Source organism: Duganella sp. SG902, from assembly GCF_013376005.1.
Classification (GTDB): Bacteria; Pseudomonadota; Gammaproteobacteria; order Burkholderiales; family Burkholderiaceae_D; genus Rugamonas.
Window position 1 is genome coordinate 413,459 of the sequence record NZ_JABMJK010000001.1, and the last position, 12,233, is coordinate 425,691.

At 62.9% G+C, this 12,233-nt stretch carries 11 protein-coding genes and 8 tRNA genes; 5 read left to right on the top strand and 14 right to left on the bottom strand.

What is annotated here, in order from left to right; all coding sequences use genetic code 11:
* Nucleotides 1-34: 34 nt before the first annotated feature.
* Nucleotides 35-319, top strand: coding sequence for a hypothetical protein (locus FHW83_RS01745; RefSeq protein ID WP_176644636.1), 285 nt, complete (start codon nucleotides 35-37; stop codon nucleotides 317-319).
* 10 nt (nucleotides 320-329) lie between these two features.
* Nucleotides 330-2,282, top strand: coding sequence for a S8 family serine peptidase (locus FHW83_RS01750; protein ID WP_176644637.1), 1,953 nt, complete (start codon nucleotides 330-332; stop codon nucleotides 2,280-2,282).
* Nucleotides 2,283-2,327: 45 nt separating this feature from the next.
* Here FHW83_RS01750 and FHW83_RS01755 read toward each other — a convergent pair.
* The 11 genes from FHW83_RS01755 to FHW83_RS01805 all read right to left on the bottom strand — a co-directional run bounded on the left by FHW83_RS01755 (nucleotide 2,328) and on the right by FHW83_RS01805 (nucleotide 6,567).
* Nucleotides 2,328-2,403: transfer RNA gene (locus FHW83_RS01755), tRNA-Glu, on the bottom strand.
* Nucleotides 2,404-2,438: 35 nt separating this feature from the next.
* Nucleotides 2,439-2,514 (bottom strand) — tRNA-Glu (locus FHW83_RS01760).
* Between the two features lie 238 nt (nucleotides 2,515-2,752).
* Nucleotides 2,753-2,828, bottom strand: a tRNA-Glu gene (locus FHW83_RS01765).
* A gap of 33 nt (nucleotides 2,829-2,861) precedes the next feature.
* Nucleotides 2,862-2,937: transfer RNA gene (locus FHW83_RS01770), tRNA-Ala, on the bottom strand.
* A gap of 45 nt (nucleotides 2,938-2,982) precedes the next feature.
* Nucleotides 2,983-3,058, bottom strand: a tRNA-Glu gene (locus FHW83_RS01775).
* A 34-nt stretch (nucleotides 3,059-3,092) separates the two neighbouring features.
* A tRNA-Ala gene (locus FHW83_RS01780) sits at nucleotides 3,093-3,168 on the bottom strand.
* A 41-nt stretch (nucleotides 3,169-3,209) separates the two neighbouring features.
* Nucleotides 3,210-3,285 (bottom strand) — tRNA-Glu (locus tag FHW83_RS01785).
* A gap of 32 nt (nucleotides 3,286-3,317) precedes the next feature.
* Nucleotides 3,318-3,393, bottom strand: a tRNA-Ala gene (locus FHW83_RS01790).
* Between the two features lie 85 nt (nucleotides 3,394-3,478).
* On the bottom strand, nucleotides 3,479-4,888 hold the full coding sequence (gltX, locus tag FHW83_RS01795; RefSeq protein WP_176644638.1) for a glutamate--tRNA ligase: 1,410 nt from the start codon (nucleotides 4,886-4,888) through the stop codon (nucleotides 3,479-3,481).
* Between the two features lie 28 nt (nucleotides 4,889-4,916).
* Nucleotides 4,917-5,324 (bottom strand): VOC family protein, encoded by a 408-nt coding sequence (locus tag FHW83_RS01800; protein ID WP_176644639.1) that lies wholly within the window; start codon nucleotides 5,322-5,324, stop codon nucleotides 4,917-4,919.
* Between the two features lie 127 nt (nucleotides 5,325-5,451).
* On the bottom strand, nucleotides 5,452-6,567 hold the full coding sequence (locus FHW83_RS01805) for an alanine racemase (RefSeq protein WP_176644640.1): 1,116 nt from the start codon (nucleotides 6,565-6,567) through the stop codon (nucleotides 5,452-5,454).
* A 101-nt stretch (nucleotides 6,568-6,668) separates the two neighbouring features.
* On the opposite strand from FHW83_RS01805, the gene FHW83_RS01810 reads away from it, so the two are divergent.
* The gene (locus FHW83_RS01810; protein WP_176644641.1) at nucleotides 6,669-7,085 is read left to right on the top strand and encodes a hypothetical protein; all 417 of its coding nucleotides are present in this window, start codon (nucleotides 6,669-6,671) and stop codon (nucleotides 7,083-7,085) included.
* 231 nt (nucleotides 7,086-7,316) lie between these two features.
* On the opposite strand, the gene FHW83_RS01815 is transcribed toward FHW83_RS01810, so the two are convergent.
* From FHW83_RS01815 to apbC, 3 genes are read right to left on the bottom strand one after another with little or no spacing between them, the layout of a single operon-like run.
* A complete protein-coding gene (locus FHW83_RS01815; RefSeq protein WP_176644642.1) occupies nucleotides 7,317-7,913 on the bottom strand; it encodes a TetR/AcrR family transcriptional regulator in 597 nt (198 codons plus the stop codon).
* Nucleotides 7,913-8,302 (bottom strand): DUF4399 domain-containing protein, encoded by a 390-nt coding sequence (locus FHW83_RS01820; protein WP_176644643.1) that lies wholly within the window; start codon nucleotides 8,300-8,302, stop codon nucleotides 7,913-7,915. Before FHW83_RS01820 ends, FHW83_RS01815 begins: the two co-directional genes overlap by 1 nt.
* Nucleotides 8,303-8,316: 14 nt before the next feature.
* Nucleotides 8,317-9,405 carry an iron-sulfur cluster carrier protein ApbC gene (apbC, locus tag FHW83_RS01825; RefSeq protein WP_176644644.1) on the bottom strand — a complete coding sequence of 363 codons (1,089 nt, stop codon included), beginning with the start codon at nucleotides 9,403-9,405 and terminating at the stop codon, nucleotides 8,317-8,319.
* Between the two features lie 99 nt (nucleotides 9,406-9,504).
* Here apbC and metG point away from each other — a divergent pair, with 99 nt between their 5' ends.
* Together metG and FHW83_RS01835 are read left to right on the top strand one after the other, a co-directional pair.
* Nucleotides 9,505-11,667, top strand: a complete 2,163-nt coding sequence (gene metG, locus FHW83_RS01830) for a methionine--tRNA ligase (protein ID WP_229223978.1) — start codon at nucleotides 9,505-9,507, stop codon at nucleotides 11,665-11,667.
* A 10-nt stretch (nucleotides 11,668-11,677) separates the two neighbouring features.
* Nucleotides 11,678-12,157 (top strand): GNAT family N-acetyltransferase, encoded by a 480-nt coding sequence (locus tag FHW83_RS01835; RefSeq protein ID WP_176644646.1) that lies wholly within the window; start codon nucleotides 11,678-11,680, stop codon nucleotides 12,155-12,157.
* Nucleotides 12,158-12,233 lie beyond the last annotated feature (76 nt).

Sequence of the window (12,233 nt, forward strand, 5' to 3'; positions counted from 1 at the left end):
CCGCCGGAGGGCGCTGCTCTTTGAGGAGTATCCCATGCCAGATCCCACCAACACCACAGGCCGTTACCTGATCCACGCCGCGCGCGGCGCGCCGCTCAACGACTTCCTGGCCCTGGCCGCCACCGACGCCGACATCGCCGTGGTCGACATCGTCGGCCCGCGCGACCGCCCGCACACGGCGGTGGTGGAAATCACCCCTGAAAAAGCGCGCCTGCTGGACCAGCACTTCCGCCTGACCGGCACGCCCGCGCACCAATTGACGATAGAGCCGGACCGGCCGCTGTCCCTGTTCGACAGCGACCCGTTCGATCCCTTTTGAAAGGAAGATCATGCCTAAGAATCCCAATGGCGGCAGCGCCACGCCGCCAGACCTCCCCCCCACCAGCGCCGAGGCCGATCCGCCGGCGCCGGCGGAAAGCGCCAATCCCGGCGGCGGTCGCCGTTCGGGCGGCGCCGGCGCCAGCAGCGGCTCCACCGGCGCCGTCGCCAGCGGCGGCACGCGCGCCGCCGACACGGTCGACAGCGGCGGCGACAGCGGCGAGGCCGCGCCGCAAGGCAACGGCCGCGCCGACAGCACCGGCCGCAATATCGGCGCGCGCAAGAAACAATTCGTGATCGCCCCACGCGCGGCGCCGGAGGGCTTGCACGCGCTGGGCTTGCAGCCGCTGCAGTTTGACGCGCTGGAGCAGGCGCTGCGCAACAGCAGCGACATCGAGGTGGTCGACAAGGTCGGCCCCAAATCGGTGCTGGGCGCCCTGGCCGACGGCATGGGCGGCGGCCAGGGCGTGCTGGTGGCGCGCATGACCGAGCAAAAAGCCGCCACCCTGCACCAGCAGGCCCAGGGACGCCTGCTGGTCGAGCGCGACCAGCCGCTGAACCTGATGGACGCGTCGCTGCGCCAGCCGGCCATGGTCACCGGCGTGACGCCGGCCAGCGACGGCGGGCCGGTGCTGAACGCCGTCATCAGCGTGATCGGCAAGGATGGCGCGCCGCTGGCCAACGCCGAGGTCTCGCTGTTCGGCAGCATGCTGCCGGCCAGCGGCGTGACCGACGCCAACGGCCAGGTCACGCTGTCGCTGTTCGGCGAGACGCGCGACACCGTGCGCGGCCTGTACGTCAAGCCCAAGTCCGATTACTGGAGCTTCTACCAGCGCGACCCCGACATCAGCAGCGACGAGGCCAACGTGGTGGCGCTGCGCGCGCTGTCCGACTGGCCGGCGCTGAACGGCTTCCCGCGCCAGCGCTGCTACGGCTGGGGCCAGAAAGCCATGCGCCTGGACCAGCTGCCGGGCGCCTATCGCGGCCAGGGCGTGAGGATCGCCATCATCGACTCCGGCGCCGCCACCACGCACGACAACCTGCACGGCATCCGCGCCGGCTTCGACGTCATCAACAAAAAAACCAACCCCAACGGCTGGGACCAGGACACGCTGGGCCATGGCACCCATTGCGCCGGCGTGATCGCGGCGGCCGACATCGCCTCCGGCATCCGCGGCTTCGCGCCCGAGGCCGAGGTCCATGCGTGCAAGCTGTTCCCCGGCGGCCAGGTGAGCCAGCTGATCGACGCGCTCGAATACTGCATCGACAAACAGATCGACGTGGTGAATCTGTCGCTGGGCGGCGCGGAGGTGTCGGAGGCGCTGGAGCAGCAAATCATCCGCGCCCGGCGCGCCGGCATCGCCTGCGTCGTGGCGGCCGGCAACTCGGGCGGGCCGGTGCAATATCCGGCCTCCTCGCCCAACGTGCTGGCGGTGGCGGCGATCGGCAAGCTCGATGAGTTCCCGGCCGACAGCTACCACGCGCAAACGCTGGACAACAACGTCGACGCCTATGGCTACTTCACCGCCAAGTTCAGCTGCTTCGGCCCGCAGGTGGCCGTGTGCGCGCCGGGCGTGGCCATCACCTCCTGCGTGCCGCCGAATAACTTCGCCGCGTGGGACGGCACCTCGATGGCGGCGCCGCACGTGACCGGCCTGGCCGCGCTGTGCCTCGCGCACCATCCGGACTTCCAGACGCCGCCATACAAGACGCGCGGTCCGGAGCGGGTCGAGCGGCTGTTCCAGATCATCCGCGCCAGCGCGCGCCGCGTCAGCCTGGGCGACCAGGGCCACACCGGTTTCGGCCTGCCGGACGCGGTGCTGGCGGTGGGGCTGAACACCGCCGCCACGCAGCCGCAGCAGATGATGATGCAAATGATGGCGGCGCCGGCCTACGATCCGTTCGCGCTGGGCATGATGCCGCTGTACCGGCCGCCGCTGCAGTACGCGCCGCTGGCGTGGTAGGGCCGGAAATGCAAAAAGCCGCACAAGGCGGCTTTTTGCATGATTTGGCGTCCCCACGGGGATTCGAACCCCGGTACTCACCGTGAAAGGGTGATGTCCTAGGCCTCTAGACGATGGGGACAGAAACTGTCCGTACTGGCCTTTGGAAATGTCTTTTGGCGTCCCCACGGGGATTCGAACCCCGGTACTCACCGTGAAAGGGTGATGTCCTAGGCCTCTAGACGATGGGGACATTTCCAAGGCGCGTATTATGGCAGCGTAATCCCCCGAGCGCAATAGCAAGCCCTTGTTTTTGCTGAAAAATCACAGCAAGATTGGCAGCTCTACAACGCCGTACCTATTTCGGGGCTGCGCGCTCCACTCCACCGCGCCCGAGCCGGGCGACACAAGGGTCGAGCATCTGCAAAGGGTGGAAACCGGCGCGCAAAAACAAAAAAGCCGCATCATGGCGGCTTATCATTTCGCTGTGTTGGCGTCCCCACGGGGATTCGAACCCCGGTACTCACCGTGAAAGGGTGATGTCCTAGGCCTCTAGACGATGGGGACCAAGGAACTTCTCTGATATGCATCCTACGCGATTGGTGGAGGTAAGCGGGATCGAACCGCTGACCTCTTGCATGCCATGCAAGCGCTCTCCCAGCTGAGCTATACCCCCCGGGCGTAGAAAACATTTACCGCAACCGACCAGCGTTGGCATCGCTGGCGTCCCCACGGGGATTCGAACCCCGGTACTCACCGTGAAAGGGTGATGTCCTAGGCCTCTAGACGATGGGGACCTCGGAACTACCTTGACTACTCTCCTGTGCTTGTTGGTGGAGGTAAGCGGGATCGAACCGCTGACCTCTTGCATGCCATGCAAGCGCTCTCCCAGCTGAGCTATACCCCCTCAGGGCACAGAAGCCTTACTACTACCAGCCTTGGCGAAGCTGGCGTCCCCACGGGGATTCGAACCCCGGTACTCACCGTGAAAGGGTGATGTCCTAGGCCTCTAGACGATGGGGACCCTGGAACTACCGTACTACATCCTCTGCAAACTGGTGGAGGTAAGCGGGATCGAACCGCTGACCTCTTGCATGCCATGCAAGCGCTCTCCCAGCTGAGCTATACCCCCGTTTGCGCGAGAGACAAGAGTATAGCAGAGGCGCCGTATTATGCAAATACCCTTTTGCAACTTTGCCCCTGCTTCAATGAAAAATTTAGAGGAACTTCGCCACACGCGCCACAACGGTGTCGCGGCCGAAGATTTCCAGCACGGCGTCGATGGCCGGCGTCTGCAGTTGGCCGGTGACGAACAGGCGCAGCGGCATGGCGATCTGCGGCATCTTCAGGCCGTGCGCGGCCAGCACTTCCTTGATCATGGCGGCCAGCGCGGCCTTGTTCCACTCCACCGTTTTGCAACGCTCGGCAAAATCCGCCAGCGCCGGCTTGACGGCGTCGGTGACGTGCTGGGCCAGCAGCGCGGCATCCGGCTGCGGCTCGCGGAAGAACAGCATGGCGGCATCGGCCAGTTCGTTGACGGTGTTGGTGCGCTCTTTCATCAGGCCCAGCACCACCGGCAGCGACGGCGCGCCCTCGAACACGGCGCCGTTGGCCTCCATGCGCGCCTTGGCCAGCCCGGCCAGGCGCTCGTTGTCCGCCTGCTTAATATAGTGGTTGTTCAACCAGTTCAGTTTTTCGATGTTGAACTGGGCCGCCGAGTTGGACAGGTGGGTGCCATCGAACCACTGGCACACCTGCTCCATCGAGAACACTTCATCGTCGCCGTGGCTCCAGCCCAGGCGCGCCAGGTAGTTCAAGATAGCTTCCGGCAGGTAGCCTTCGGCCGGGTATTGCATGACGTTGACCGCGTCCTTGCGCTTGGACATCTTGGCGCCGTCCGAACCAAGGATCATCGGCAGGTGGCCGTATTCCGGCAGCGGCGCGCCGATGGCGCGCAGGATGTTGATCTGGCGCGGGGTGTTGTTGACGTGGTCGTCGCCGCGCAGGACGTGGCTGATTTGCATGTCGAGGTCGTCGATGGCCACGCAGAAGTTATAGGTTGGCGTGCCGTCCGGACGGGCGATCACCAGATCGTCCAGCTCTTTATTGGCGATGGTGATCGGGCCCTTGACGAAATCGTTCCAGGTCACTTCGCCGTCGAGCGGGTTCTTGAAGCGGACCACCGGCTTGCGGCCTTCCGGAATCGCCGGCAGCACCTTGCCCGGCTCCGGACGCCAGGTGCCATCGTAACGTGGCTTTTCGCCGGCGGCGGTGGCGCGGTCGCGCATGGCCTGCACCTCTTCCGGGGACGAGTAGCAGTGGTAGGCGGTGCCCGCCTCCAGCATCTGGGCCACCACCTCGCGGTAGCGGTCCATGCGCTTCATCTGGTAGAACGGGCCCTCGTCGTGGTTCAGGCCCAGCCAGGCCATGCCTTCGATGATCGCCTGCACGGCCTCCGGCGTGGAGCGCTCCAGGTCGGTGTCTTCAATGCGCAGCACGAAGGTGCCGCCGAAGTGACGGGCGAAGGCCCACGAATACAGCGCCGTGCGGGCGCCGCCGAGGTGGAGGTAGCCGGTCGGGCTGGGGGCGAAACGGGTACGGACTGGCTTGGCTGGTGCGTTAGTCATCGGAGTGAAAGCTGAGATATAAAAACAGCTATTTTACCGCGTCGGCGCGGGCTTGGCGCTCGAAGCTGGCGCGGTAGCGCTCGTGGGCATCGGCGCGCGTGTTCATTTCGAACAGCAGCCCGCCCGGTGCCTCGCAGAAGAAGCGCGAGCCACGCTCGTGGTGGAACAGGCCGGTTTTCATGGGCACGCCCCGCGCTTGCAGGTGCTGGTAGAGCTGGCTGACCTCCTCCACCGTCGGCAGCTCGAAGCCGAGGTGGAAGTTGTGCGGCCAGACCACGGTGTGGTCCTTGGCTTCGATGACGATGTCGAAGCCGGCGCGCTTGAGCACGGCGGCGTCCGCGCCGATGTATTCAAGAGAGCAGCCGAGGTGCTGCACGAAGAAGTTGGCGGTGGCGCGCACGTCGCTGGATGGAAAGCTGATGTGATTGAATTTCATGGGTCTTGCTCCTGTTGTTGGAGCCATCAGAATAAGACCCGGCCGCCCTGCCCTCAACTCGCTTTCCACCGGCATAAAAGCCTTTGCGCTCAGCGACTTAGCGCCACCTCGTGCGGATTGCTCGCATTTACCACCCGTTAAAGCGCGGCCAGACTGGCCACTCCCCGCCGTTTTGCGGGATCACATGGTACTGACCATGTTGCGCGGCGGTGGCGCAGGCGTGGTTGGGCAGGATGCGCAGGCTGCTGCCGACCGGGAAGCGCTGGGTGATGTCGATGCCGCCGTCGCCGGTCCATTGCAGCACGCCATGTTCCTGATTGGCTTTGCCGAAGCTAAGGTCGGTGATGGGCTGGCCGTCAGCGTCGCAGACCTGGCCGTAGCCGTGGCTGTCGTGGCCGAGGTCGCGGCTCATCGCCATCCACCCGCCGTCGGTGATGACCCAGCCTTGATCGGCCTGGTGGCCGATGACTGTGCACAGCACGCTGATGGCGATATCGTCGGTGGTGCAGACGCCGACATCGGCCATCACCATGTCGAAGAACACGTAGACGCCGGCGCGCACTTCGGTCACGCCGTCCAGGTGCCGGGCGCTCAATGCGGTGGGCGTGGAGCCGACGCTGACCACTTCGCACGCATGGCCACCGTTGCGCAGCAGCGTGGCGGCGGCGACGCAGCGCGAGCGCTCCTGTTCGGCCATGGCCTGCAGCGCCTCCGGTGTGTTGCAATCGTAGGAAGCGCCGGCGTGCGTCATCACGCCCTTGAGACGCGCGCCGCCTTGCAGCGCGGCGGCGATATCCAGCAGCACCGGATCATCGGGCTTGACGCCGGAACGATGGCCATCGGTGTCGATTTCGATCATCACCTCGTAGCACACGCCATGTTCGGCGCCATGACGCGCCACCTGCTCGGCCATCGCCACCGATTCCAGCAGCAGCGTCAGGCGGCAGCCCTCGCGGATCAGCTTGAGCGCATGATCCAACTTGTTCGGCACGATGCCGACCGCGTACAGAATGTCATCGATGCCGGCACGGAAAAACTCCTCCGCCTCCTTCAGCGTGGACACCGTAATGCCACGCGCACCCTCGGCCATCTGACGGCGCACCACCTCCAGACACTTGCTCGTCTTGACGTGTGGCCGGAACGCCACGCCCAGCGCATCCATGCGCGTCTGCATGCGCTCGACATTGCGCATCATGCGCACCTCATCCAGCAATAGCACCGGCGTTTCCAGAATCTCCTGCATATCCACTCCCATATAAACACCGCACATTCTATCTACTTCAATACACACATGCGGGCATCCGTCTACTCTGCTCTAAACCAAACAACAAGGAGGCAGCACTAATGGATGCCATCTACAAAAAATGGTTTGATGCTGATTCCGTTGAGGTCACTATCGAGTTAGACAACCATGATGGATTCCTCAGCTCGCAGGATATTGCTGCCTTAACTGGGGCTCCCAAGAACAGCAAAGTACTAGTTCGAAGAGAGGAACAGTCGATCGCATTCATCGTTAGCAACGATATTTTGGATGAAGATATGTACCGTTATCTGGTCAATGAAAGCGACGGCCTGTCTCTTTATTTAAACAATGCTGTTATGGTTCTCAAAGAGCAGTTCACCAATCAAGGCATTGGGCCGCGTTGCGTCATCAGGGAAATTTTCGCGGCTGCAGCGCTCGCCCACAGGGTTCCAATTAAATTTATCAAAGTGGAGGCTGTAGGGAACTATGAATCATTTCACTGGGTCAAACATCCATGAATGCAAAAGGTATTGAACCATGAAACGGAACAGACTCCTCGAGATAATTCAAGCGAATACCTCGCCAGTTACGGAAGAGGAATTCAACGCGTTTTTATTGCGCCGTCACGGCACCACTTCCCGAGAGAACGCCAGCGCTGATCTCTCGATTCTGGAGGAGGAAGAGAGAAAATTTTTGAAAATGAGAACCAAGACAGAGACGAACGAGTCGCCTAAACAGGCTGCGGCAACTTAGAAAATTGAGTCCAAATAACCGAAGGCGGCGGCGTTGATGCGGCGGGCCAAGTCGGCGGGCTCGCGCTCGCCGCGTTCGCCGGCGGCGTCGGTCATGCCGCGGATGAGGGCCAAGAGGTCGGCGGCGGCCAGTTGGCTGTCGCTACGGCCTGCCCGCTCAAGAATAGCGGTCATCAGCATGACGAAGCTGTGGCCTTTGTCCAGCGCGGCACGGATGTCCGGGCGGCCTTCCTCCTGATCCAGCAGGCGCGCCAGGTTGGGACGTTCCAGTTGCTGGCGGGCGGAGACTTCGATGAAGGTGCGCACGGCTTCGCGCCAGTCGGGCAGCGCGGCAGCGGCGGTTGCGGCTTCGCGGTATTTGCCTTCCTCGCGCTGGAGCAGCGCCAGGGTCAGGGCGTCTTTGCTGGGAAAGTATTGGTACAGCGTGCCGATGCTGGCGCCCGCGCGGCGCGCCACGGCATTGGTGTTGAAGCCCTCCAACCCGCCCTCCTCCAGCACCAGCGCCGCCGCTTCCAGGATCGCCTCCACCGTGTGGGCGGAGCGGCTCTGGCGCGGGACTTTGCGGATGCTGAGGACGGCCGGCCGTGCTGGCATTACTTGACGGTGATCTTGATTTCCTTGTTCATGGCAGGGCCGTAAGCCTGGTGCAGGCCGTTGGCAAACTGCATGGTCAAGGTGTAGTTACCCGGCGGCAGATTCAGTTCGGTTTCGGTCTGGCCTTTGCCGAAGTGGATGTGCTTTTCATCGGCCGGGATCACCTCGCCGGCCTTGACCGGCGTGGCGTTGATCAGCAGGTGATGGTGGCCGGTATTGGCCGTCATGTCGCCGGCCGGCTTGACTTCCATGCCACTGACGGCGAACTTGACCTTGAACGGGCTGCTGACAGTCGCGCCGTTGGCCGGCTCGACGAAAGACACCGATTGCTGCGCGAACGCCATGGCGCTCAGGGACATCAGGGTTGCAGCCAATACCGATTTCATCATGGTGATTCTCCTGTTTAGTCGTTTTTGACAACAATAGTAGGGAACTTGCTGGTCATATCCTTGGCCTTCTCGGCCACTTGCACCGCCACCTTGCGGGCGATTTGCTTGTAGATCGCCGCCTCCTTGCCGTCCGGATCGGCCACCACGGTCGGCTTGCCGGAATCGGCCTGCTCGCGGATCGCCATGGTCAGCGGCAGCGCGCCGAGGAAGTCGACGCCGAAGTCCTTGCACATTTTCTCGCCGCCGCCATGGCCGAAGATTTCCTCCGCATGGCCGCAGTTGGTGCAGATGTGCACGCTCATATTCTCCACCACGCCCAGGATAGGGATGCCGACTTTCTCGAACATCTTCAGGCCCTTGCGCGCGTCCAGCAGGGCGATGTCCTGCGGGGTGGTGACGATCACGGCGCCGGTCACCGGCACTTTTTGCGACAGGGTCAGCTGGATGTCGCCGGTGCCTGGCGGCATGTCGACGATCAGGTAATCCAGGTCGCGCCAGTTGGTTTGCTCCAGCAACTGCTGCAAGGCCTGGGTAACCATCGGGCCGCGCCACACCATCGGCTCGTCCGGATCGATCAGGAAACCAATGGACGATACCTGCACGCCGTAGTTCTCCAGCGGCTCCATCGATTTGCCATCCTTGGTTTCCGGACGGCCGGACACGCCCAGCATCATCGGCTGCGACGGACCGTAAATATCGGCATCCAGCAGGCCCACCGAAGCGCCTTCGGCGGCCAATGCCAGCGCCAGGTTGACGGCGGTGGTCGATTTGCCGACGCCGCCCTTGCCCGAGGCCACGGCAATGATGTTTTTCACATTGACCATCGGCTTCAGGCCGCGCTGCACGGTGTGCGCAATGATTTTGCTGTACACGCTGACGCTGATATTGCCGATGCCCGGCAGGGTTTTCAGGCCGGCGATCACGCGGCTGCGGATGCCATCGATCTGGCTGTTGGCCGGGTAGCCCAGTTCAATGTCCAGCGACACATCGCTGCCATCGACCTTTAAATTCTTGACCGACTTGCCGCTCACGTAGTCTTTAGTTGTATTTGGATCAACAATCTTCGACAGGGCGGCCTTGACGTCTTCTACTGCGATGCTCATGTAACTCTCCGTTGATTAGGCCTTCATTCTATCGCAACATGCGCAATAGCCGCATCCGCTGTTAAAATGCTCTTTTTCCACCCACAAAGTGCAACAACCATGACTCGCAAGCTGTTCGTCACCACTGCCCTGCCCTACGCTAATGCCGCTTTCCATATTGGCCACATGATGGAGTACATCCAGGCCGACATCTGGGTACGGTTCCAGCGAATGCAGCGCGACGGCGGCACCCCGCGCGAAGTCCACTTTGTGGGCGCCGACGACACGCACGGCACGCCGATCATGATCGCCGCCGAGAAGGAAGGGATCACGCCGCAGGAATTCGTGGCGAAGATCGCCGCCGGCCGCGCCCAGTACCTGGACGGCTTCCATATCGCTTTTGACAACTGGTATTCGACCGATTCGCCGGAAAACGTCGAACTGTCGCAGGGCATCTACCGCAAGCTGCGCGATGCCGGCCTGATCCAGACCAAGACCGTGGACCGCTTCTTCGACCCGGTCAAGGGCATGTTCCTGGCCGACCGCAACATCAAGGGCGAGTGCCCGAAATGCGGCGCCAAGGACCAGTACGGCGACAACTGCGAGGTGTGCGGCGCGGCTTACCAGCCGACCGACCTGGTGAATCCGTTCTCGGTGTTCACCAACGCCACGCCGGTGCTGAAGCCGTCGGAACAGTATTTCTTCAAGCTGTCGGACAAGCGCTGCTACGAATTCCTGCGCGACTGGCTGAACACCCCGGGCCGTTTGCAACCGGAGATGGTCAACAAGGTCTCCGAATGGCTGGGCGAAGCCGGCGAAAAGCTGGCCGACTGGGACATCTCGCGCGACGCGCCTTACTTCGGCATTCCGATTCCGGACGCGCCAGGCAAATACTTCTACGTCTGGCTGGACGCGCCGGTCGGCTACCTGGCCTCGCTGAAGAACTACTTCAGCAAGAAAGGCATCGACTACGACGCCTTCCTGAAAGACCCGGGCACCGAGCAGATCCACTTCATCGGCAAGGACATCGTATCCTTCCATCTGCTGTTCTGGCCGGCGATGCTGAAGTTCGCCGATCACCCGACCATCGAGCGCATGCGCGTCGCGGTGCACGGCCACCTGACCGTCAACAACGAGAAAATGTCCAAATCACGCGGCACCGGCATCTCGCCGCTGCGCTACCTGAACCTGGGCATGAATCCGGAATGGCTGCGCTACTACATCGCCTTCAAGCTGAACTCCAAGGTGGAAGACCTGGACTTCACCGGCGAAGACTTCGTGGCGCGCGTGAACTCGGACCTGATCGGCAAGTACGTCAACATCGCCTCGCGCTGCGCCGGCTTCATCGCCAAAAAGTTCGACGGCAAGCTGGCCACCAGCCTGTCCGACAACGCCCAGCCGTGGATCAAGCGCGCGCTGGTGACGGCGGACGGCGTGGAACGCCAGGCCAACATCGCCGCCAGCTTCGAGTCGCGTGAGTTCGGCAAGGCGCTGCGCGAGATCATGGAGATCGCCGATTTCGCCAACCAGTACGTGGATGAAAACAAGCCATGGATTCTCGCGAAGGACGAAGCCAAGACCGCCGAGCTGCATGACGTCTGCACCACCGCGCTGATCCTGTTCCGCCAGCTGTCCATCCTGCTGTCGCCAGTGCTGCCGGGCGTGGCCGCCAACGTGGCCAAGTTCCTCAACGACGAGAAGTTCGACTGGACGCAAACCGATGTGGCCAGCGGCGCGGTCGCCAATGCCATGCTGGGCCGTACCATCGGCGCCTACTCACACCTGATGACCCGCGTCGATCCTAAGATGATCGAGGACCTGTTCGACGCGCCGCAAGCGGCCGCCGCGCAAGCCGCCCCCGCCGCCAAGGCCGAGAAGCCAGCCAAGGCCAAGGCCGCGCCAGCGGTGGCCGTGACCGAAACCGGCATCGAAGTGATGGCGCCAGAAATCTCGGTGGACGACTTCTTCAAGGTCGACCTGCGTATCGCCAAGATCGTCAACTGCGAACACGTGGAAGGTTCGGACAAGCTGCTGCGCCTGACGCTGGACGCCGGCGAAGGCCGTCACCGCAACGTCTTCTCCGGCATCAAGTCGATGTACCAGCCGGAAGACCTGATCGGCAAGCTGACCGTGCTGGTGGCCAACCTGGCGCCGCGCAAGATGAAGTTTGGCGTCTCGGAAGGCATGGTCATGGCCGCGTCGGCGGTGGATGAGAAAGCCAATCCGGGCATCTACATCCTGAATCCATGGCCGGGCGCCGAGCCGGGCATGCGCATTCGTTAAGGAAGCTGGCATGAACCTTGTGGTCCGGGAAGCGACAAAGGATGATGCCAAACTGATCGCCGAGCTCACGCGCGCCGCGTGGGCCGGCAAGGTGAGCGTGACTTCAAGCGGCCACCGCGAAACCGCCGTCATCGTTGCAGAGCACCTGCGCGATGGCGGCGGTTTTATTTTGGAGCTCGACCATCAGCCGATCGGTTCTGTGCGCTGGCTGCCGCTGGATTCGGAGCAGGATGTATGGGAAGTGTGCAGGATGGGTGTACTGCCGGCGTACCGGGGCAGCAATCTGTCGCAGCACTTGCTGGAGGCGGTGATCCATCATGGCCTGGCCTCCGGCGTGGAAGAGGTGCGCCTGGCGGTGCGCGCCGACCAGCCCAAGCTGATCGACTTCTACACGGCGTATGCGTTCGAACTGGCCGAGGAGCTGGAGTATTCGCACGCCAATCCGATGGAGCCGGCGCCGCTGGTGATGCGGCGCTCGCTGCGACACTGACATCCGCACGAGAGATCGTCCTACGCTGGCCGATGCGTCCGCGTGAAAAAATGTTCGTTCACCAGCCAAGGAGACG